This is a genomic window from Leclercia sp., assembly GCF_036780805.1.
Classification (GTDB): Bacteria; Pseudomonadota; Gammaproteobacteria; order Enterobacterales; family Enterobacteriaceae; genus Enterobacter.
The window spans coordinates 12,856-33,661 of sequence record NZ_DAIQCE010000001.1 but is presented as its reverse complement, the minus strand read 5'-3'; the positions used below and the strand labels follow the sequence as shown (position 1 = coordinate 33,661).

At 58.3% G+C, this 20,806-nt stretch carries 15 protein-coding genes; 8 read left to right on the top strand and 7 right to left on the bottom strand.

Translation table 11 applies throughout. The features are described from left to right. Positions 1-271: 271 nt before the first annotated feature. From V7Q49_RS00130 to V7Q49_RS00115, 4 genes are read right to left on the bottom strand one after another with little or no spacing between them, the layout of a single operon-like run. The gene (locus V7Q49_RS00130; RefSeq protein WP_333848723.1) at positions 272-613 is read right to left on the bottom strand and encodes a tryptophan synthase subunit beta; all 342 of its coding nucleotides are present in this window, start codon (positions 611-613) and stop codon (positions 272-274) included. 26 nt (positions 614-639) lie between these two features. Continuing rightward, complete coding sequence (gene lapD, locus V7Q49_RS00125; RefSeq protein WP_333848722.1) at positions 640-2,586, bottom strand: cyclic di-GMP receptor LapD; 1,947 nt, start codon at positions 2,584-2,586, stop codon at positions 640-642. Between the two features lie 9 nt (positions 2,587-2,595). Next, positions 2,596-3,291, bottom strand: a complete 696-nt coding sequence (gene lapG, locus V7Q49_RS00120; RefSeq protein WP_333848721.1) for a cysteine protease LapG — start codon at positions 3,289-3,291, stop codon at positions 2,596-2,598. Between the two features lie 9 nt (positions 3,292-3,300). Next, a complete protein-coding gene (locus tag V7Q49_RS00115) occupies positions 3,301-4,962 on the bottom strand; it encodes a Mur ligase (protein WP_442913050.1) in 1,662 nt (553 codons plus the stop codon). Between the two features lie 114 nt (positions 4,963-5,076). Here V7Q49_RS00115 and V7Q49_RS00110 point away from each other — a divergent pair, with 114 nt between their 5' ends. From V7Q49_RS00110 to lpxP, 5 genes are all read left to right on the top strand, one after another. After that, positions 5,077-5,967 (top strand): alpha/beta hydrolase family protein, encoded by an 891-nt coding sequence (locus V7Q49_RS00110; protein ID WP_333848720.1) that lies wholly within the window; start codon positions 5,077-5,079, stop codon positions 5,965-5,967. A 10-nt stretch (positions 5,968-5,977) separates the two neighbouring features. Beyond that, positions 5,978-9,337, top strand: a complete 3,360-nt coding sequence (locus tag V7Q49_RS00105) for a CapA family protein (protein WP_333848719.1) — start codon at positions 5,978-5,980, stop codon at positions 9,335-9,337. A gap of 158 nt (positions 9,338-9,495) precedes the next feature. Further along, the gene (locus V7Q49_RS00100) at positions 9,496-9,849 is read left to right on the top strand and encodes a hypothetical protein (protein ID WP_333848718.1); all 354 of its coding nucleotides are present in this window, start codon (positions 9,496-9,498) and stop codon (positions 9,847-9,849) included. Then, on the top strand, positions 9,846-11,291 hold the full coding sequence (locus V7Q49_RS00095; RefSeq protein WP_333848717.1) for a hypothetical protein: 1,446 nt from the start codon (positions 9,846-9,848) through the stop codon (positions 11,289-11,291). Before V7Q49_RS00100 ends, V7Q49_RS00095 begins: the two co-directional genes overlap by 4 nt. A gap of 237 nt (positions 11,292-11,528) precedes the next feature. Beyond that, the gene (lpxP, locus tag V7Q49_RS00090) at positions 11,529-12,449 is read left to right on the top strand and encodes a kdo(2)-lipid IV(A) palmitoleoyltransferase (RefSeq protein WP_333850457.1); all 921 of its coding nucleotides are present in this window, start codon (positions 11,529-11,531) and stop codon (positions 12,447-12,449) included. Between the two features lie 43 nt (positions 12,450-12,492). On the opposite strand, the gene V7Q49_RS00085 is transcribed toward lpxP, so the two are convergent. Continuing rightward, positions 12,493-14,784 carry an FdhF/YdeP family oxidoreductase gene (locus V7Q49_RS00085; protein ID WP_333848716.1) on the bottom strand — a complete coding sequence of 764 codons (2,292 nt, stop codon included), beginning with the start codon at positions 14,782-14,784 and terminating at the stop codon, positions 12,493-12,495. Positions 14,785-15,509: 725 nt separating this feature from the next. Here V7Q49_RS00085 and ypdK point away from each other — a divergent pair. Continuing rightward, positions 15,510-15,590 (top strand): membrane protein YpdK, encoded by an 81-nt coding sequence (gene ypdK, locus V7Q49_RS23480; protein ID WP_098946261.1) that lies wholly within the window; start codon positions 15,510-15,512, stop codon positions 15,588-15,590. Positions 15,591-15,646: 56 nt separating this feature from the next. On the opposite strand, the gene alaC is transcribed toward ypdK, so the two are convergent. Next, positions 15,647-16,888 carry an alanine transaminase gene (gene alaC / locus V7Q49_RS00080; protein WP_333848715.1) on the bottom strand — a complete coding sequence of 414 codons (1,242 nt, stop codon included), beginning with the start codon at positions 16,886-16,888 and terminating at the stop codon, positions 15,647-15,649. A gap of 387 nt (positions 16,889-17,275) precedes the next feature. Between alaC and V7Q49_RS00075 the strand changes: the two genes are divergently transcribed. Beyond that, complete coding sequence (locus tag V7Q49_RS00075; protein WP_333848714.1) at positions 17,276-18,982, top strand: sensor histidine kinase; 1,707 nt, start codon at positions 17,276-17,278, stop codon at positions 18,980-18,982. Between the two features lie 3 nt (positions 18,983-18,985). After that, positions 18,986-19,723, top strand: a complete 738-nt coding sequence (locus V7Q49_RS00070; RefSeq protein ID WP_333848713.1) for a LytR/AlgR family response regulator transcription factor — start codon at positions 18,986-18,988, stop codon at positions 19,721-19,723. 41 nt (positions 19,724-19,764) lie between these two features. On the opposite strand, the gene glk is transcribed toward V7Q49_RS00070, so the two are convergent. Beyond that, positions 19,765-20,730: a glucokinase gene (gene glk / locus V7Q49_RS00065; RefSeq protein WP_333848712.1), complete on the bottom strand. Its 966-nt coding sequence runs from the start codon at positions 20,728-20,730 to the stop codon at positions 19,765-19,767. Positions 20,731-20,806: the final 76 nt, after the last annotated feature.

The following is a 20,806-nucleotide window of genomic DNA, read 5'->3' as shown; positions in this document are numbered from 1 at the left end:
GTTTCCCTCACTCCTTTCTCGCCCAATTCTTCCATTGCTCAGGCTTAGAATGCTAAAAGAGAATTAAATCTTTATTAGTAATTTGCTGTGCAATACTGACAAGGATACGCCTTTCAACAACGATTTTATTGATTCAGGCCCGAGTCAGGGGCTTATATTAATTGATGACATGAATAAACAGGAATCTAAACAGGTCTGTCCTACCAAACCAGGGAGCAGGCCAATAACCCCCAGGGAGTTGCTGATTAATCCCATCAGGTTATAAAAGGGATTAAATAAGCCCCTCGTCATCATCCGCAATTAACCCTTCCAGACCACTCAGCGAGCGGCGCGCCTGCGCGCGGCTGGTGAGTTTAGCCTGCGCGGCCGGTGGCAGGTCGGTAATGGTGATGACGCCTTTGCTCATCAGCACTTCGATCAGGTCTTCCAGCACGCGCACCATCTCAAGGTCGCTCTGCCGCAGCTGATAGAGGGTGGCTTCGCGAGCGTCCCGGTGACGCATCCACTCGTCAATCTCGGGCGTGCACAGATCATGCTGTTCCGTCATGGTGGAAAAGGGCGTCAGCTCCACCCGAATAATTCGTCTTTCCGTATCGCGTTCAAGATAATACATTTTCAGTCTCCACTAAATTTGTGTGGTTAATTTCCGCGCAGCGTGCTGGCGTCAGCGAAATAGCGCCCCATCGCGCCATACAGACCAATATTTTCCAGAATCGCCAGTTCGCCCGCTGTTTCCACACGTTCGGCAATAAGCGGCAAATTAATCTGGCGGGTCGCCCAGTAAATGGCTTCAATAAACAGTTTTTTATCGTCTTCGCTGTCTATATCCCGAATATAACTGCCATCAACTTTAATCCAGGCCAAACCCCACTGCGGTAAATTACCAATAAGGTGGAAACGGCCACCAAAATGCTGGATCCCCAGACGACAACCCAGCGCCTTCAGGCGACTGACCAGGACGTTCACGCGTTCAACATCAGGAAGCTCGTTCTCATCCAGTTCAAGGGTCAGCAAGCCCGCCAGCTGCGGCGCGCCTTTCAGCGGCTGTAGCAGGGCGTTCAGGCTCTGGTCGTCGGCAACGCTGGCACCACTGATACTCAACGCCAGCGGGCGCGGCGATTTTGCCAGCTCGTGCAGGGTCTGCTGAAGCATCACGATATCCATGCGACGGCTGAGATCGAGACGGTGGATCCACGGCATAAAGCGACCCGCCGGCACCAGCTCCCCCTTCTGGGTTTTAATACGGGCGAGGATCTTGTGGTGCAGCACGACATGCGCGTTATTGCACGCATACACCGGCTGCGAGAACAGTTCGAATGCGCCGTTGGTCAGCACCGCATCCAGGCGAGTGTACCAGCTGTGATGATCTTCTTCGCGCTCGGAGGTCGATACGGTATCGGAGCTGGCAAAAAAGCGCATCTCGGTTTCCGCTCTCGCCAGCGCCTGATCCGCCTGGGCCAGCACCGCCTGCGGGGTATCGCCGACGTTAAAAGGCACCAGCGCAAAGTGGGCGACCGGCGCAACGTCGCTCATGCCCGTCTCCGACAGCGCCTTCAACTGGGTGCTGAGCGCGGTGGTCAGGTTATCAATATCCTGCCCCAGGATCAGCGGGGCGATAATTGCAAACTCCCCGCCCCGCACGCGGGCGACAAAGCCTTCGTTGTGAAAATAGTTGCGCTGCAGGCCGGTGAGAATATCCGCCACCGCCACCAGCAACCGATCGGATTTTGCACCGCCCAGACGCTGGTTGAGGCCCATCAGATCCTGAACCCGCAGCAGCAGGATGTGCCCGGCGGCGTTCTCTTCATCGCTCAGACGCGACTGCAGATGCATATCAAACGCGCGGCGGTTGCTCAGCCCGGTGAGGCTGTCGTGGTAGGCCTCCTGTCGCAGGGATTCGGTGCGCCGGGCCTGCTCGCTGAATAATGCCTTAAGCTGGGTCACCATCATGTTGTTAGCCTCAACCACCCGGCGCAGCTCCGGGGTCTTCGGCAGCGCCGATACGTTGAGGAACTCGCGGCGGCAGATGGCCATCGCCTGATCAACAATAAAGTTAAGCGGGCGCAGCGTACGACGTAACAGCAGAGTGGCGGCGAGCAGGAACAGCAGGCTACAGCCGGTCAACCACAAAAAGCTGGCGACGACGCTGTTCCACAGGCGACCCAGAGCGAACATCGGATGGCTGACCACCTCGACCCGGGCGACCTGGCTCCAGCCGCGCATCACAATGGCGTCACCTTCGCCGGGGCTGAGATGTACCAGCCGCACGAACCACTGCGGGACGTGGCTATCCTGGGGCACATCGCTGCGCTCGATAAGCGGTTTATTGGTCTTAATGTCCACCACGCGAATACGGTAGAAATAGCCGCTGTCGAAGATGGAGTTCACCATCAGCTCGGTCATGGTCGGGTCGTCGATATGGGTGGTCAGCGACAGCCCCAGCGCCGTCGCCGCATCCTGCGCGTGGGCGCTGAGCTGGTTGCGGTACTGCTCCCGCGAGCTTTCCAGGGTCACCACAAAGTTCCCGCAGAAAATGACGAACGTAAATAAACAGATGCCGATCAGTAGCTGTTTATAAAGAGACATGGCCCTATCCTATTCATTAATTACAAATCCTTCTGCACGCATTCGGGTGAGAAGATCCTGCCAGCGGGAGAGCCGTTTGCTGTCGCCCACGCGTTTGTTGCCGCCGGACTGCGGCAGCCAGAGCCCTTCGCCGTTAAACGCATAGACCGGAAGCAGGTCAGTACGCTGGGTGGCCGGCAGGATGGCGGTTTTCAGATTATCCAGAACCAGCGGGATCGCCGTGGGGGTGGGATACCACGTCACCACCATGTGCGCCTGATTCAGTTCGAGTGCTTTTACATAGGTAATACGTAACTGGTTTGCGGGAACGCCCATTTCGCGCAGGGTGAAATATTTCGCCAGCGCAAAATCCTCGCAGTCCCCTGCCCCTTTACGCAAAAATTCAATCGGCGTGGCCCAGTAATCCTGCTGCTTCCAGACGACGATATCATCCCGAAAAGCCATTCTGGCGTTAAAGAACTGATTAACCTCATTTAACTTGTCCTGGATCGTGCCCTGCGACGGCTTGTTAAGCAAGGCCGCCCACTCATCGATCCGCTGTCGGGCGGCGGGGGTGGCCGGGCCATACAGCCGTTCGGTGCGGGTGCTGATGGCGCTGAAATCCCAGCCAGCGCCGAGCCCGGGCGAGATAGCCAGCAATACCACCAGCCAGAGCGACAGCCAGCGTCGACAACGCACCGGGAGAAGGGAACGAGGAGGTCGCATGGACGAGACTTACTGCTCGCCTGACTGGGCACGCCAGCGTTGGCGATACGCGACATAGCCAGAGAGGTAGTGCTCAACATCGTCGATCCGCACCCGGTAGCTGTGGTGACGAATAAAAAAGCTACCGAGGATACGCGGCGGGTTTTTGAAAAACATCGCCAGTTCCGGCCAGAAAAAGCCGTTGGCCAGATAGCGAGCGCGGGTCTCCAGCGCCTGGTTGAACACGTCCATATCGAACCCCGCCAGCAGGTGCTTATGCGGCGAGGCTTCCAGCCGGGCAATCATCCGAGAGGCCGCCATCATCAGCTCCAACAGCGTGGGATAAGTAGTGACCCGGTTCTGGACAAAGTCGAGATGGTCGCGCACGTTATCCAGCCCAAACTGGTAGTAGCGCTCCAGCGGCCGGTATAGCGTCAGCTCGTTTACGCAGTAGCTGAGCCAGTGATCGTGGGCCTGCCAGTGCTTCTGTTCGATGAAGTGGTCCATTGCCCGCTCGACCATCGCCAGCCAACGCGGCGCCTTCGTCAGCCCGTAGAGGCGCATCAGCGCGAAGGCCGCTTCGCCGTCGTAATAGATAATGCGGTGCGCCGCCTTGAGCGACAGATCCCCTGCGTTAAGCACATGGACAAACCCGCCGGTCTGCGGATCCTGCATAAAGCCGATTCCGTTCGCCAGCCGCGCCATCTGCGCCAGGTAGCGGTTATCGCCGGTCAGCTCGCTGTATTTCGCCATCGCCAGGATACATACCGCGTTGCCGCCGAGCTTAATTTCGTCGCCGGTATCCACCAGGAAGTCGGCTTCGCTGCCATCCGGCAGCGTAAAGGTGCGAATAAAGCTGACGCAGAGGTCGTTTAGCGCCCGCTCGATGGCCGCGAACTGTTCAGGCTCTCGCGTCACTTCCCAGCCTTCGAGCAGGGCATAGGTTGAACTGGCGTGGCGCAGGGCGTTATAGGTAGGAATGGCGCGATCGAAGCAGGGGAACCAGCCGTACTGGTAGCGCCCGGAAGCGGTGATCTGACGCGCCAGATAGTCGGTGGCCGAGGCGATCATCGGCTCCAGCGCCGTCTCCTGCCAGTCGGGGAGCTGACGGTAGCCGCTGTTCCGCCCGGTCGACTCGATGGGCAGCAGCTGTTCGCCGTCGCAAAACAGCGCCCGGGTGGTGAAGCGCCAAAGCCTCTGGTCCGGCTGCTCGGGCCAGCTCAGCACCGCGCCGAAGCGACGACGGGAGAAATGGGCCAGGTTGTTGGCATTCGGCGTGGCGACGCCGTGGTCGCCGTGGTAGAGCAGCGCGTTGGCAGCAATCTCCTGCTCCAGCATGGCGTAGCGAAACGCCGGATCGAGGCTCAGGCCATAGCGAAAATAGTTACGTTTGGTTTTGGCTAATCGGGCTTCCAGCGTGTCCCAGCGCAGCGCCTCCACCTTATCGACGAGATCAACCCGCAGCCAGCAGACGTCGGTGCCGCTCTGCTGTTGCCACTGCTGTAGTGCCTGCGCACCCTGCAGCCAGGCCTGATCAAAGGTATCGCCGCAACCCTGCACAATATGCGCACGGCTTTGGCTGTCGGAAGCACTAAAAAAGAGTGCCCAGGCGGGGCAAATCGGCGGTTTAGGCGCAACATCCAGCAATTCCATCGCCGGGCGGGTTTGCGCAAGTAAGTCGCTGAGCGGCATGTTAACTCCTGATAACGCCAGAGGAACCTTGTCAGAAAAATCCTAACCGATGATACCATTATGTGTGACAAGTTGTGTATTCTGTATGCCTATTGTTTCCCCCGGAGCGGTGTTGTGAGTCGATGGTGTGCGTTATGGGTTCTGCTGCTAAGCGTTTTCGCTCACGCTGAAACGCCACTGCTGTGGAACCAACCGGCCAGCCGACAGCACTGCCCAACCAGCAACGACGCCGCCTGGGTGCAGTACCCGAGTGGCGTGGCCTGTATGCGCTACTTCAGCGCGGGCAATCTGCGCGATGCCCCGCTGGTGCTGGTAGTGTTGAAAGGCGACCGCGTTTCACAGATTAAACGCTCGCCCGACGCCATCCCCGGCAATACCGCCGATGCCCAGCGCCGTCAGGCCCGGGCCATGCTGCGCCAGACCGGTCTGCCGACGATCATCATCGCCCGTCCCGGCACCTATGGCTCCAGCGGCAACCACTACCGTCGTCGCCAGGCGGAAGAGTTTCAGGCGATTGCGGCCGCCCTCGACGCCATCAAAGCCCGCTACGGCATTCAGCGTTTTATCCTCAACGGACACAGCGGTGGTGCCACTGCGGCCTCGGCGCTGCTGGCCACCGGTCGCCGGGATATCGACTGCGCGGTACTGACTTCCGGCGCCTGGGGACTGCTGGAACGGGCGCAACGCATGCGCCAGCAGCGCAATGCTCCCCCCGCCCCTGCGCTGGACGGCACCGGGCTGCCTCATCCCTGGGATCCCCTCGACCATATTAGCGGGATCGCCGCCGATCCCCTGCGGCTGATCCTGGTGATCGGCAACCCGCAGGATCGCAACACGCCGTTCGATCTGCAGGCGCGCTTTGCCGCTGCGCTGCGCCAGCATGGCCACCGGGTGATGCTGCTCGAACGTCCCGCCGCCCCGCCGGAGTATCACGATCTGACGGGCAATGCCGCTATCAACGCCATTCGGCTTTGTCCGCAGCGCGGGCATTCCCCAACACCGTAAGGACACGACCATGAGCCAGACATCAACCCGCCACTGCCCTGCTGACGCACCGGGCTGGACGGCCGCCGATCTCGAAAAACTGCCCGGCAGCCGGTGGCATAATCGCCCGGATGGGGACTGGCGTGCGGACGACATCACCCTTTCTCATGACAAGGCGCAATATTCCCGTCCCTGCCTGTTTATTGCCATGGATACCGACACCTGGCTGAAGGGATCCGGAAATACCGGTATTTACGCGAACTGGACCGACACCCATTTGTCACTTTCGCGTCACGCCTCCCGCTACTGTGGGGCAATTGTCCAGCGACATATTGAGGATCTGCCCCCGGACTTTCCCCAGCTGGTGGTCGGCAATAGCTATCAGGCTTTGCAGTGGCTGGCAGAAGAGGCGCGGCGGCGGCTGGACGGTAAATTGGTGGCCATCACCGGAACGGTGGGAAAAACCTCAACGAAAGCGATGCTGAACAGCATCCTCGCCCCCGGCATGTCGGTGGTGGCAACTCGCGAGAGTAATAATACGCGCACGGGGGCAGCCCTCACGCTGGCGCGTGCAGCCGGCAATCCGCAGGCGGTGGTGATAGAAGTAGCGATCTCGGCGCTGTGGATGCGCAACGGCGGGATTGGCCCGCGGATCAAGCCGCATATCGTCATCGTGACCGAAATCGGTATCACCCAAGTAGGGAAAAGCGTCACCAATCTCGAGGACGTGGCGCGCTTTAAATCGCGCATCAGCCACGGTTTGATTCCGGGCGGCTACGCCCTTTTAAACCGCGATATGGCCGGGTATGACATTGTGGCAGCGGGGGTTACCCGGGATGGGGCCCGCATCATCAGTTACGGTTTCGATTCCGCCGCTGACGCGCGTATTACAACCTTTACGCCGGATGAGGGCGGAAGCCAGATTACCCTCACGTTCCGCAATCAGACTCTGAGTTACCGGTTGGCAGTCCCCGGTAAGGGTGCCGCGCTTAACTCGGTGGCGGCGCTGATAGCCGCCGATCTGCTGGGCGTCAGCGTGGCGCAGAGCATCACCCGCCTCGAAGCCTGGCGCGGCGACGGGCAGCATATGGGTATCACCGCCCTGCCGCTGCCGGCCGGCGGGATCGTCACCCTGATTGATGACAGCTACAACGCTGAATACCTGTCGATGCTCAACGCCTTTGAGGTGGCGGCGCAGCGTGCCCGCGACGGCGGTGGCCGGGTCGTTGCCCTGCTCGGGCGGATCGTCAATCTCGGCGAGCAGGCCGGGGCGATCCACCGCGCGCTGGCGGATCCCTTGCTGGCGACGGGTTGCCAGCAGGCCTTTCTGCACGGTGAGGAGATGGCAGCTCTGCACGATGCCCTGCCGGAGGGGGTTCGCGCAGGCCATTTCCTCACCGCGGAGGCGCTGGTGGATGCCGCAGCGCCCGCGTTGCGCGGCGGCGATATCGTGCTGGTCAAAGGCAGCACGCGCAATTCCGACTTTAAGCAGGTCGTCGGCCTGCTGAAAACCCGCCTCGCCGCGCCGACTGCCCTCGGGAAAGGGCAGACCGCCCGCCTGCTGATCAACCTGTCTACCGGCGAACAGCGGGTGTCTGAGCTAAGCGACAGCACCTTTGCGCCGGGCTATCTCAGCCAGTTATTGCTGACCGCCTGCGTCGCGGAGCATCTGCTGGCGAAAAAAATCACCCTCGACACCCCGGTCAACGTGCGCGACATTGCCGCCACCATCCTGCAGGGCAACCCGGCGCTCGGCCTGCCGCGGGGCAGCACAGTTACCGTAAAATCACTGGTGCAGGGGATGCTGATCCATAACGCCTGCGATGCCGCCATTCACCTCGCGGAGCTGCTGGCGGGCAGCAGCGCAGAGGCGCTGAAACAGCTTCGGGCGCGGATCGCCACGCTGGAGATGCGCCACACCCATCTCAATAACGTCTCCGGCCGCCCCCGCCCAGGCCAGCGCACCACGCTGGCGGATATCGCCCGGCTGGTGCGTCATTTCCACCAGCGCTACCCGCATCTGCTGCCGTGGCTGGGGGAGCATGAGGCAGCCATCGGCGAGCGGGTGTACCGTAAAAGCAGCAACCTGCACAGTGACGGCAGCGCCTGGGGGCAGTTCAGTGCCGGGCGCTGGGGCATTGCGCTGCAGTGGATTGCCGGCGAGCTGTGGCTGGCCTGCGCCGCCGGGGCGGATGACGCTTTCCATCTCGACTATCTGCTGGATGCGCTGCTGGCCAACGCTGAAGGCAGGGAGCTCGTTCCGGAGTCCGTCGCACGGCAGATCGAAAAGCCAGCTGCCACCCTCACCCTGTTGGGCGACACCTATTTTGGCGAGTGGTACACCCGCAGACGCCAGGCGCGCGGGATTGATGACGCCCTGCAGCGCCACGGGTATGACCACAGCTTTGCGGCTCTCGCCCCGCTGCTGTGCGGGAGTGACTTTACTCTCGCCAACTTCGAAGCGGCCCTGGCCACCGACCTGAGCGCCAGCCTGGAGGGCCGAAAGCCGTTCTGTCTGACCGGGGATCCGGCCGCCTCGGTTGCCGCGTTGCGTAAACAGGGCATCGACGCGGTGGCCCTGGGCAATAATCACGCCATGGACGCCGGGTTACCGGGCCTGCACAGCACTCTGGCGGCATTTCGCGATGGTGGGATCGCCTGCATCGGGGCCGGTCTCAACGCACAGCAGGCGCATGCCCCGCTGGTGCTGACGGTGGGCGGCAGAGAGTACAAGATTTTCAGCGCCTACTGGTATCGACGCTATATGGAGCAGGAGTGCGCCTTCTACGCCCGCTCCCGCCGCGCGGGCGTCGCCTGCCTGAGCGGCGGGCTGATCGAACAGCTGCGCCAGGAGAAAGCAAGCCCCCGTCCGGCCACCACCATTGTGCTGGCCCACTGGGGGCTGGACTACCGCTGGACCACCGCCGGACAGCGGGCGCTGGCGAAACGCCTGAGCGAAGCCGGCGCCGATCTCATTATCGGCTCCGGGCCGCATATGGTGGGCGACGCCGCCCGGCTGGGCGAGAGTCTGGTGGTCTACAGCATCGGCAACGCCGTGTTTAACAGTAACGGCGAGTATCAGGAGCGCGGCATGCCCGCGTACGGTTTTATCGTCCGCCTGCTGCTCGCCCACGCGACGCCGCAGATCCAGCTGCTGCCGATTTTTACCGACAATAAACGGACCTTCTGGCAGCCGCGCCCGGTTAACGAGGCTGAGTTTGCGGATCTGATCGCGCAGCTGAAATCACAGGGAATGGCAATTGGCGAGCGCGGCGCGGGCTGGCGTGCCGTCAGCGTGAAGGGCGAATGTATGCTGGTGATGGCGCTGGACAGCCGCTTTGGTCTCATGCCATCGGTTGAGGTGCAGGCAATGAATAATAAAAAATCATGAGGAGTGAATGTTGGTGGTGAATACATACTGACCCTATCGCCGCCTCACCGAAGCGGCACAGAGAGGGGATTTTCAGGCGAGACACCTGCCTGAATTAAATTTCCCCATTACAGTTAAGGAGACACCCCTCCGCTGTGATACAGGGTCAGGACAAATCGATGAGCATGCCACTGCAAAAAATACCCCGCTGCGGGCTGATGCTGTTAATGCTGCTCCTGAGCGTCAGCGGGTGCTCTTCCTATGACAATGCCGCCAGCCGGGGCCGACCGGTACAAAAATACTATCGCCCCGGGTACGTTCAACCTCCGGTGATGCCGGTGCAGCGCGTGCAGGAACCGTACATAGCAGCGCCAGAAGACGCACCACAGCCGGTCAAAGCAAAAAAACGGCCGCAGTTCAAAGCGGCAGAACAGCGTCAGCCCAGGCCGGTACCGGTGCTGGACAATTCGTTGCCCGAGCAGATCTGGCAACCGGCGATAACCCGCCAGACGAGTCTGGAGCTGAAATCATGACGGAACGCGTTATCGGTGAACTCAGTCCCCGCCCTGCGATTAAACGCCCGACGCTGCCGCTGTGGCAGAACTGCCTGGTGATTGTGATCACCCTCACCTACCTCATCTGCGAGCTGGCATTCAACTCGCGCCTGCTGGATCTGGTGGGTAGCCTCTCCACGCCCGACGACATTCACAGCATGGAAGGCTATGGCCGGGCGTTAACCGCCATCGCCGCAGCCCTGCTGGTGCTACAGCTGGTGCTGGCAGGCAACGCCTGGCTGAAAAAACGCGGCATCGAGTTTCCTCCGCTGTACGTGGCAAGCATGGTGTTTTCACTCTGCCTGCTGACCGGCGTGGTCACCTGGCAGACGGTGGAACGTGTGATTGAACACCAGGTCGCGCAAAGCACCGGTGAATTTCGCCAGAAGTCGCTGCTGGCCCAGCTCTACCAGCAATCGTTAATTGACGGGCAGCAGACGCTGGAGGGGATCCCGCTGGATCCCGGCGGCGGGCAGCGCCAGACCTGGACCAGCCCCTCGGGGAAAGCCTTTCTGGCGATGCTGCCGCTGCTGATGAGTTCGGTCAGCCGCTATCACCCGCTGCTCGAGAGCGAGGCGGCGCAAAACCTGCGCGACAGCATCACCGTCCGGGAGGGAGGGCTCCTCGGCTATTACAAAGCCTGGCTGGCAGCGCGGGCGGAAATTTATAAGGATTATCTCAGCTACTATCCGATGACGCAGACAGACGTGCGTTATCACGGGGAGCTCATCCCTGCCCGACTCGACTGGGAGACGTTTTTCATGCTGGACGTGGTGCAGAACAGGCTGCGTGACCAGCTGGCGCTCCCCCGCCAGAGCAGGGTTCGTCCTGAATACCGCAAAGACGATGCCCTGAAACAGTTTGCGATTGAGCTGCAAAGTCCTCATCTTGATTACGTCGTGCAACAGCAGCTCCCGCGCCTGCAGGCCGCGCAGGCAAGCTACGGCCCGGGCGGCGAAAATGAAAAACAGGGAGAGGATGCCGCGCGGGCGGTGATTGTCCCGCCGATTGCGCTGATGTTCTCGCTGCTCGGTGCCCTCACCCATCTGGCGAAACTGCTCTATCTGCTGCTGCTTCCCCTGAGCGCGGCCCTGCTGTATATCACCTCGTGGCGTCCGATTCGCCTGATCAACCGTCATCCGCTAACCTTTCCGGTGCTACTGATCTGCCTGCTGCTGGGGATGTTCAGCGTGATGAATAACAGCATCACGGCCTCTCCGAGCTGGCACGCCTTACGCCATGGATTACAGGGTGCGGACGTGGCGATTACCGGAGAGCCTTCAGCGCTGGGCGGCGGCACGCTGTTGCGGGTCATTCATGCAGTCAGTATCGGGCAAAGCTATAGCTATCCGCTCAACCACGCCCTACGCCAGAACCTGTTGATGGGCTTTGATTTTGGCTATGAAACGCGTGAAAAATAAGGTCTTTTTAGAGACAATAAACAGGTCTGTATTTTGCTGTATTTTTAAGCACAAAGTAGTGATAGCCGTTAAGATATATTCAGTGCTACATTACGCCGCCCAACGGCAAAGTGCATTATCAGACCAGTCGACCTGTACGGTAACAGCCCGGAACCATTACTATTAATACGGGTCATATAAGCAGTACGGCGTATCGCCCGTCTGACGCTACCAACACACTCTTCATAAGGTTGTTTTATCTTGTCTCAATGCAAATTCACACTCGCCCTTTTGCACCCGCGTTACTGGTTTACGTGGTTTGGTCTGGGTGTCCTGTGGCTGCTCGTACAACTTCCCTACCCGGCGCTGCTCTGGCTGGGCTCCACCCTCGGTAGCCTCTCGCGTCGTTTCCTGAAACGCCGGGAATCCATCGGCCGCAGAAACCTCGAACTCTGTTTCCCGGCCCTGTCGCCCGAAGAGCGCGAGCATCTGATTACTGAAAATTTTAAATCCATCGGCATGGCGTTACTGGAAACGGGGATGGCCTGGTTCTGGCCGGACAAACGGGTACGCAAATGGTTCGATGTGGAAGGTCTGGAAAATTTACAGCGCGCGCAGGCTAAAAACCGCGGGGTGATGGTGATCGGCGTGCACTTTATGTCGCTGGAGCTGGGCGGTCGCGTTATGGGGCTCTGCCAGCCGATGATGGCCACCTATCGGCCACACAACAGCGCGCTGATGGAGTGGGTGCAAACCCGGGGTCGCATGCGTTCCAATAAGGCAATGATCAGCCGTAATAACCTACGCGGACTGGTCAGCGCCCTGAAAAAAGGGGAAGCGGTGTGGTTTGCCCCCGACCAGGATTATGGCCGCAACGGCAGCAGCTTCGCTCCGTTCTTTGCGGTGAAAGATGTCGCCACCACCAACGGGACATTCGTGATTTCACGCCTGTCCAAAGCGGCGATGCTGACCGTGACGATGGTGAGAAAAACCGATAACAGCGGGTATCGCTTGTTTATCATGCCGGAACTGGAAAACTATCCGCAGGAAGAGGTTGCTGCCGCTGCCTGGATCAACAAGGTGATCGAGAAAGAGATCATGCGTGCGCCGGAGCAGTATCTGTGGGTGCATCGCCGCTTCAAAACCCGTCCCGAGGGTGAATCGTCTCTCTACCGCTAAAGCCGATGCCTGCTGATAACCCTTTATCAGCAGGCGCTTCCCGCTATTCCATTGATTTCGACACGCTTACCGGCACGCTCTTATAGGCCGGGGTCAGGCTCTCTTCATCCACCGCATCCAGCGAAAGCAGAACGTTCGCTTCCGGCAGATAGGCCGCAATGGATTTTGTTGCCATCGACACGATATGCACCGTCTGGCGACGCAGTACCCGACCCGGGCAGGCATGCCCCTTGTCGTCGAGCGCGGTGATGTCCACCCGATCGCCTTGTTCCAGCTGGCGCTGGCTGGCCTCCTGCTGGCTGAGGAAAATCACGTCCCGGCGTCCGGTCACGCCGCGATAGCGATCGTCCATGCCATAAATCGTGGTGTTGTACTGATCGTGACTGCGGATCGTCGCCAGGATCAGCTCCCCGTTCACCAGGCTGTCTTCGCTGATGGCTTCCGTTGTGCAGACATGGAAAGTCGCCTTGCCGGACGCCGTGCGATATTCGCCCCGGGAGGCGGGATTATCCAGACGAAAGCCGCCAGGGGCCGCAATGCGCTGGTTGTAATCATAAAACGCGGGGATCACCGCCTCGATAGCGTCACGAATCAGCCGATAATCGCTGACCAGCGCTTCCCAGTTTACCGGGCTGTTCGGCAGCGTGGCGCGTGCCAGACCGGCCACAATCGCTGGCTCGGACTTCAGCCAGCGCGACGCGGGCTTAAGCCCGCCGGTGGAGGCGTGAACCATGCTCATGGAGTCTTCCACCGTCACCGACTGGATGCCGGACAGCTGCACATCCTGTTCGCTGCGGCCTAACGTCGGCAGGATCCAGCTGTTTTTGCACACCAGCAGATGCGAGCGATTGAGCTTGGTCGCCACGTGAACCTGCAGATCCAGCTTTTGCATCGCCGGGAAGATGCGCTGCGGCTCCGGCATCGCTACCGCCAGGTTGCCGCCCATGCAGATCAAGGCGCGGGACTCGCCGCGCTCAATGGCCTTGATGCTCTCCACTGACGCCCGGCCATGGGCGCGGGGCACGGTGATGCCGAAGTGCTGCTCAAGCCGCAAGTTGAACGCTTCATCCGGGGCTTCATTAATGCCCACGCTGCGGTCGCCCTGGACGTTAGAATGACCGCGCAGCGGACAGATCCCGGCCCCTTTACGCCCCATGTTGCCGCGCATCAGCAGCAGGTTAATGAGCTGCTGAACGTTTTGCGTCCCGTTACGGTGCTGGGTGATCCCCAGGCCATAGCTGATAATGACCCGTTCATGTCGGGCGTACATCTCCGCGAAGGCGTTGATGGCCTGACGATCGAGACCGGCACCCCGTTCGATATCAGTCCACTTAAGACGCAGCAGATCCTCCTTCAACGCGTTAAAACCGGCGGTCTGGCTGGCGATAAAGTCGTTATCAATCACCGCCGGCTGCTGACGCTCGACCCGCCGGGTATTCAGCTCCAGCAGCGCCTTCATTACCCCGCGGAAGAACCAGGCATCCCCACCAATACGTATCTGGAAATACTCCCCGGAGAGTTCGGTGTGCCCGCCGGTGAGCATCTCTTTTGCCGACTGCGGGAAGCTAAAGCGCTCCAGTCCGCGCTCCCGAAGCGGATTCACCGAGACGATTTTGCCCCCGCGCAGGGCCACTTCGCGCAGCGTCGCCAGCATGCGCGGGTGATTGGTGCCGGGGTTGTGCCCCACGCAGATAACGAGGTCGGCGGCGTCAAAATCGCTTAGTTCAACGGTACCTTTTCCGATGCCGATGGATGAACCCAAGCCGGTACCCGTCGGGCTATGGCACATATTGGAGCAGTCAGGAAAATTATTGCTGCCATATTCGCGGGCATAGAGTTGATACAGAAATGCGGCTTCATTAGACGTACGTCCGGAGGTATAGAATTCAACCTGTTCGGGTGCGAGCCCACGCATAATATCGCCAATTTCCGCGAAAGCCTGTTCCCAGGCCACAGGCTCATAGGTGTCGGTAATAATGTCATATTTCATTGGATGCGTGAGCCGGCCATTATTTTCCAGCTCGTAATCACTCATTTCCCATAATGTTTTTACCGTATGACGGGCAAAAAATGCGGGCGAGGCTTTCTTCGATGTGGTTTCCCATGAAACGGCTTTTACGCCATTTTCGCAAAGTTCCATTGGCGAACGGTGTTCTGGATCGGGCCAGGCGCATCCGGGGCAGTCAAATCCTTTATCCTGATTCATTTTAAAGAGAGCAATAGTGTCGCGCAGCGGAGACTTTTGGGTGAGCACGTGGGATGCACAGGCTTTTACGGCGCCCCAGCCACCCGCAGCGCCTTCATACTGGTCCAGACCCTGAATGTTCTTTTTCATTAATTTGCCATTGAGAAATACGTTAAGCTCTATACCTGGTAATAATTTCAGCATTAACAGCATAGAGGTATAAACCACCCTCTTAATAAAAGAGCGAGGTAACACATGTGAGGTATTATTTAAAACAGACTAGCCACACCACAATAAAAATCGCAGCGTAATTACTAATATGGATATATTTATAATCACAACAGAGTAGCGCATTAATATTTGTTGGCATAACCGTAGAGCCAGCAATTTACTGGCGAAAAGAATTTACATCCCTTCAGGATATAATTTCAATCACAAGGTTATTTAAAAATATGAATAAAAGATTGGAACGGGAATTATCGCTCTTTAAAACTCAGCCAGTGCCCAGCTTTTTGCGACCGAGGGGGCTGCAGGGCGACGGTTAAACCAGGAATCGAATCTTTTCAATCACCTGTAATCACCATTAATAATAGTTAGCAGGCTATGTTGCTCAAGGGCAATTTATTACCCTGGGAAATTAAACTGTCGCCGTTCCACGACACTCGTAAGTCGCGGAAATTATTTAAAAAAATGCCTCTTGTCACCCCTGAAATTTAGGCGTACATTAGCGCCGTCTGGCTACCTGAAAGCACAGAATTCTGAGCTGGAGTTGACGCCAAAACGGGGATAATTCTCATTTCCGCTCTGGCCTGACTTCATCTCTCTATACTCAGTTGGACTCTGTATTTAATGCGTATCACGATATACGCGGAGCGATGAACGTGAAATATTTCTTTATGGGTTTTTCAGTTATTGTGTTCGCCTGGGTCGGCACTTTTGCCCTGATGATGAACTGAGCGAAGAAAATGCAGTTAAAAAAACAGGAGCCACGGGCTCCTGTTTTTTTTGGTACTTACTCAGCAGTCTGTTCTGGCGAGGTTTTTGTCGCCTGTGGCAACAGGCCGTCGGCACGGAACATACTCTTGATGCCTCTCACCGCCTGACGAATACGGTCGCTGTTCTCAATCAGCGCGAAACGAACGTGCGTATCGCCGTACTCGCCAAAGCCCACGCCCGGTGAAACGCAGACCTTCGCATCCTGCAGCAGCTTTTTGGCGAACTCCAGCGAGCCCATTCCGGCGTAGGCGTCCGGGATTTTTGCCCAGACGTACATCGAGGCTTTCGGCAGCTCGACCATCCAGCCCGCTTCATGCAGCCCTTTGACCAGCACATCGCGACGGCGTTTGTACTGCGCAGCGATATCCTTCACGCACTGCTGATCCCCTTCGAGGGCAGCAATGGCCGCTACCTGCAGCGGCGTAAAGGTACCGTAATCGTGGTAGCTTTTGATACGCGCCAGGGCATTGACCAGGGTCTTGTTGCCGACCATAAAGCCGATACGCCAGCCCGCCATGTTGTAGCTTTTCGACAGGGTGAAGAACTCCACCGCCACGTCGCGCGCCCCGGGGACCTGCATAATCGACGGCGCTGTCCAGCCGTCATAGACGATATCGGCATAGGCCAGATCGTGAACCACCAGCACGTCGTAACGCTTCGCCAGGGCCACCACCTTTTCAAAGAAATCGAGTTCGACACACTGGGCGGTCGGGTTGGAGGGGAAGCCGAGGATCATCATCTTCGGCTTCGGATAGCTTTCGCGGATGGCACGTTCCAGCTCGTTGAAAAAGTCGACGCCTTCCACCAGCGGCACGGAGCGTACCTGCGCCCCGGCGATGACCGCGCCGTAAATATGGATCGGGTAGCTGGGGTTCGGCACCAGCACCGTATCGCCATGATCCAGCGTCGCCAGCATCAGGTGCGCCAGCCCCTCTTTCGAGCCGATGGTGACGATAGCTTCGCTCTCGGGATCGATTTCTACCTGATAGCGGTCCTGATACCAGCGCGAAATGGCGCGGCGTAACCGCGGGATCCCTTTGGAGGTGGAGTAGCCATGCGTGTCCGGGCGCTGGGCAACGGTGCAGAGTTTTTCCACGATATGCGGCGGCGTGGCGCCGTCCGGATTGCCCATACTGAAATCAATAATGTCTTCGCCACGCCGACGCGCAGCCATTTTCAGTTCAGCAGTAATATTAAACACATACGGGGGGAGACGATCGATACGCGAAAAACGACGTTCAGGACTGGAATCAGCCATACCTACCTCAGATAACGTTAGCGCCCGGACCGTCCGAGCGACGTCGCCACGATGCGTGGCGTGCTTAGAAAATAACCTGAACAAATTCGGCTTGTCGAGAGCCAGAAATAAAAAAAATAACGTAGCGCTAAAACGGGAACTCTGCTGCAGTTAAAACGGGAAGTAAAAATTAAAAAGGGTCTCTCTGACGCCCTTTCTTTAACATTTTAATATCATAAGATTTACGACTTTCGGGTGGGTTTTCTTACCCGCGCAACGTCCGGGGAAATCCGGACCTATCCCCTTTGAAAAGTATGGTTTCTCCTCATTTCATAAAATCGACGGATAACTGGTCATTGGGCGTCAGGTTTTCTATCATGGTTCTTTCCCGATTTCCCAGGTTTACCCGTGCACGAAATATTCAATATGCTGCTGGCGGTCTTCGATCGCGCGGCATTAATGCTGATTTGCCTGTTCTTCCTGATCCGCATCCGCCTGTTCCGCGAGCTGCTGCATAAATCCGCCCACTCGCCGCGCGAGCTGCTGGCGGTCACCGTCATCTTCTCGATGTTTGCCCTGTTCAGCACCTGGTCCGGGGTACCGGTGGAGGGCTCCCTGGTCAACGTGCGTATCATTGCCGTGATGTCCGGCGGGATCCTGTTTGGCCCCTGGGTGGGGATCATCACCGGCGTCATCGCCGGGCTTCACCGCTACCTGATCGATATCGGCGGCGTGACGGCTGTCCCCTGCCTGATCACCTGCATCATCGCGGGGGTCATGTCGGGCTGGATCAACCGCAACTTCGCCAAAAAGCAGCACTGGCGGGCGGGCATTATCGGTGGGATGGTCTGTGAAACGATGACCATGATTCTGGTGGTGGCCTGGGCACCGACCGTCGAGCTGGGGCTGGATATTGTGTCGAAAATCGGTATCCCGATGATCCTCGGCACCGTCTGCATCGGCTTTATCGTGCTGCTGGTGCAGAGCGTGGAGGGTGAAAAAGAGGCCAGCGCCGCCCGCCAGGCCAAGCTGGCGCTGGATATTGCCAACAAAACCCTGCCGCTGTTTCGCGATATTAACGCCGAATCCCTGCGTCAGGTGTGCGACATCATCCGCACCGATATTCACGCCGATGCGGTGGCCATTACCAATATTAACCGGGTGCTGGCCTACGTGGGCGTGGGCGAGCATAACTACCGGGACAATGACGATACCGTCAGCCCCACCACCCGCCAGGCCATCAGCGACGGCAAAATCATTATCAAGAATAACGATGAAGCCCACCGCACGCCGGAGATCCACTCCATGCTGGTGATCCCGCTATGGGAAAAAGGGGTCGTCACCGGCACGCTAAAAATTTACTACTGCCACGCGCACCAGATTACTTCGTCGTTGCAGGAGATGGCGGTCGGGCTGTCGCAGATCATCTCCACCCAGTTGGAGGTGTCCCGTGCCGAGCAGCTGCGGGAGATGGCCAACAAGGCCGAACTGCGCGCCCTGCAGAGTAAAATTAATCCCCATTTCCTGTTCAACGCCCTGAACGCCATCTCCTCCTCGATCCGCCTCAATCCGGACACCGCCCGGCAGCTGATTTTCAATCTGTCGCGCTACCTGCGCTACAACATTGAGCTGAAGGATGACGAGCAGATCGACATCAAAAAAGAGCTGTACCAGATTAAGGATTACATCGCCATCGAGCAGGCGCGGTTTGGCGATAAGCTCACCGTCATCTATGACATTGATGAAGAAGTAAACTGCGTGATCCCAAGCCTGTTGATCCAGCCGCTGGTGGAGAATGCCATTGTCCACGGCATTCAGCCGCGCAAGGGCAAGGGCGTGGTGACGATAAGCGTCGCAGAGTGCGGCAACCGCGTGCGGGTGGCGGTGCGCGACACCGGCCACGGAATCGATCCAAAAGTGATTGAGCGGGTGGAGTCGAACGAGATGCCCGGCAATAAAATTGGTCTGCTGAATGTTCACCACCGCGTTAAGCTGCTCTATGGTGAAGGGCTGCACATTCGCCGTCTTGAGCCGGGCACCGAAATCGCCTTTTATGTGCCCAATGAACGGTCCGCCGTTCATGCGCAGACGTTGTTATCGCCCTGGAGAGAGTAACCCATGAAAGTCATCATTGTGGAAGATGAAATACTCGCACAACAGGAGCTGAGCTGGTTGATCAAAGAACACAGCCAGATGGAGATCGTCGGCACCTTTGAGGACGGGCTGGACGTGCTGAAATTTCTGCAGCACAACAGGGTCGACGCCATTTTTCTCGATATCAATATTCCGTCGCTGGACGGCGTGCTGCTGGCGCAAAACATCAGCCAGTTTGCCAGTAAGCCCTTTATCGTCTTTGTTACCGCGTGGAAAGAGCATGCGGTGGAGGCCTTCGAGCTGGAAGCCTTTGACTATATTCTGAAGCCGTATCAGGAGTCGCGGATCGTCAGCATGCTGCAAAAGCTGGAGCAAGCCTGGCAGCAGCAGTCCGGCGCGGGACAGGTCGCCGCCTCCCCAGTGACGCGTGAAAATGACACCATTAATTTGATTAAGGATGAGCGCATCATCGTGACGCCGGTGGACGATATTTACTACGCCGAAGCGCATGAGAAGATGACCTTTGTCTATACCCGCCGCGAGTCGTTCGTCATGCCGATGAACATCACCGAATTCTGCAGCAAGCTGCCGACGAGCCATTTTTTCCGCTGTCACCGTTCGTTCTGCGTCAACCTGCACAAGATCCGCGAGATCGAGCCCTGGTTTAACAACACCTACATTTTGCGACTAAAGGATCTGGATTTTCAGGTGCCGGTGAGTCGCAGCAAGGTGAAAGAGTTTCGCCAGCTGATGCACCTGTGAGGATGATCCCCGGTAAACGGACGTTCACCGGGGAGGAAGGGTTACAGCACCTGGCCGAGGGTCTGACGCAGATGCGCCCCGGCACCCAGCAGGCCTGGGTTGTCATGCACGATCAGGTATACCGGGATGTCCCGGACGTAGTCGCGGAAGCGGCCCTTGTCTTCAAAGCCGCCGCGGAAACCGGAAGATTTAAAGAACTCGAGGAAGCGCGGCACAATCCCACCCGCGATATAGACCCCGCCAAAGGTGCTCAGATTCAGCGCCAGGTTACCGCCAAAACGCCCCATGATGACGCAGAACAGCGATAGCGCGCGACGGCAGTCGGTGCAGCTATCTTCCAGCGCGCGTTCGGTCACGTCTTTCGGCTGGAGGTTTTCCGGCAGACGGCCGTCAGACTTGACGATCGCCCGGTAGAGATTCACCAGCCCAGGGCCGGAGAGCACGCGCTCCGCCGAGACGTGGCCCAGCTCTGCGCGCAGCTCTTCGAGGATAATGCCCTCTTCTTCGCTGTTCGGCGCGAAATCCACGTGCCCGCCTTCGCCTGGCAGGCTGATCCAGCGCTTGTCGACATGCACCAGATGCGAGACGCCAAGACCGGTGCCAGCGCCATAGACGGCGATGGGCTTACCTTCTACCGGCTGGGTGCCGCCGAACTGGATCAGATGCTCCGGCTTTAACATCGGGATCGCCATCGACACCGCGGTAAAGTCGTTAATAATTTCCAGATGCGCAAAGCCGAGGTTGGCTTTCATCTCCGCGGTGGAAAACGCCCAGGTGTGGTTGGTCATCGCCACCCAGTCACCGGTAATCGGGCAGGCAATGGCGATACTGCCATCCTCCACGCTGACATCATGCTCGGTCAGATAGACACGAACCACCGCTTCAAGGCTGGGATAATCCAGACCGGAATAGGTTTTAGCGCGCGAAATTTCACCGGTGTTGACGTCACATAACGCCAGACGCGCGTTAGTGCCTCCTACATCACCTACCAAAGCATACTTTGTCATTCTTCTACTGCTCCGCTAAAGTCAAAATAACTCTTTGGCACACTCTAAATTCAAGGCCCGATAACAACAACGACCT

Excerpts from the sequence above, each read along its gene's own strand:
- glk (WP_333848712.1), bottom strand. The coding sequence starts at position 20,730 with ATGACAAAGTATGCTTTGGTAGGTGATGTAGGAGGCACTAACGCGCGT.
- lapD (WP_333848722.1), bottom strand. The coding sequence starts at position 2,586 with ATGTCTCTTTATAAACAGCTACTGATCGGCATCTGTTTATTTACGTTC.
- ypdK (WP_098946261.1), top strand. The coding sequence starts at position 15,510 with ATGAACGTGAAATATTTCTTTATGGGTTTTTCAGTTATTGTGTTCGCC.
- V7Q49_RS00115 (WP_442913050.1), bottom strand. The coding sequence starts at position 4,962 with ATGCCGCTCAGCGACTTACTTGCGCAAACCCGCCCGGCGATGGAATTG.
- V7Q49_RS00100 (WP_333848718.1), top strand. The coding sequence starts at position 9,496 with ATGAGCATGCCACTGCAAAAAATACCCCGCTGCGGGCTGATGCTGTTA.
- lapG (WP_333848721.1), bottom strand. The coding sequence starts at position 3,291 with ATGCGACCTCCTCGTTCCCTTCTCCCGGTGCGTTGTCGACGCTGGCTG.
- V7Q49_RS00095 (WP_333848717.1), top strand. The coding sequence starts at position 9,846 with ATGACGGAACGCGTTATCGGTGAACTCAGTCCCCGCCCTGCGATTAAA.
- V7Q49_RS00070 (WP_333848713.1), top strand. The coding sequence starts at position 18,986 with ATGAAAGTCATCATTGTGGAAGATGAAATACTCGCACAACAGGAGCTG.
- V7Q49_RS00085 (WP_333848716.1), bottom strand. The coding sequence starts at position 14,784 with ATGAAAAAGAACATTCAGGGTCTGGACCAGTATGAAGGCGCTGCGGGT.
- V7Q49_RS00105 (WP_333848719.1), top strand. The coding sequence starts at position 5,978 with ATGAGCCAGACATCAACCCGCCACTGCCCTGCTGACGCACCGGGCTGG.
- alaC (WP_333848715.1), bottom strand. The coding sequence starts at position 16,888 with ATGGCTGATTCCAGTCCTGAACGTCGTTTTTCGCGTATCGATCGTCTC.
- V7Q49_RS00130 (WP_333848723.1), bottom strand. The coding sequence starts at position 613 with ATGTATTATCTTGAACGCGATACGGAAAGACGAATTATTCGGGTGGAG.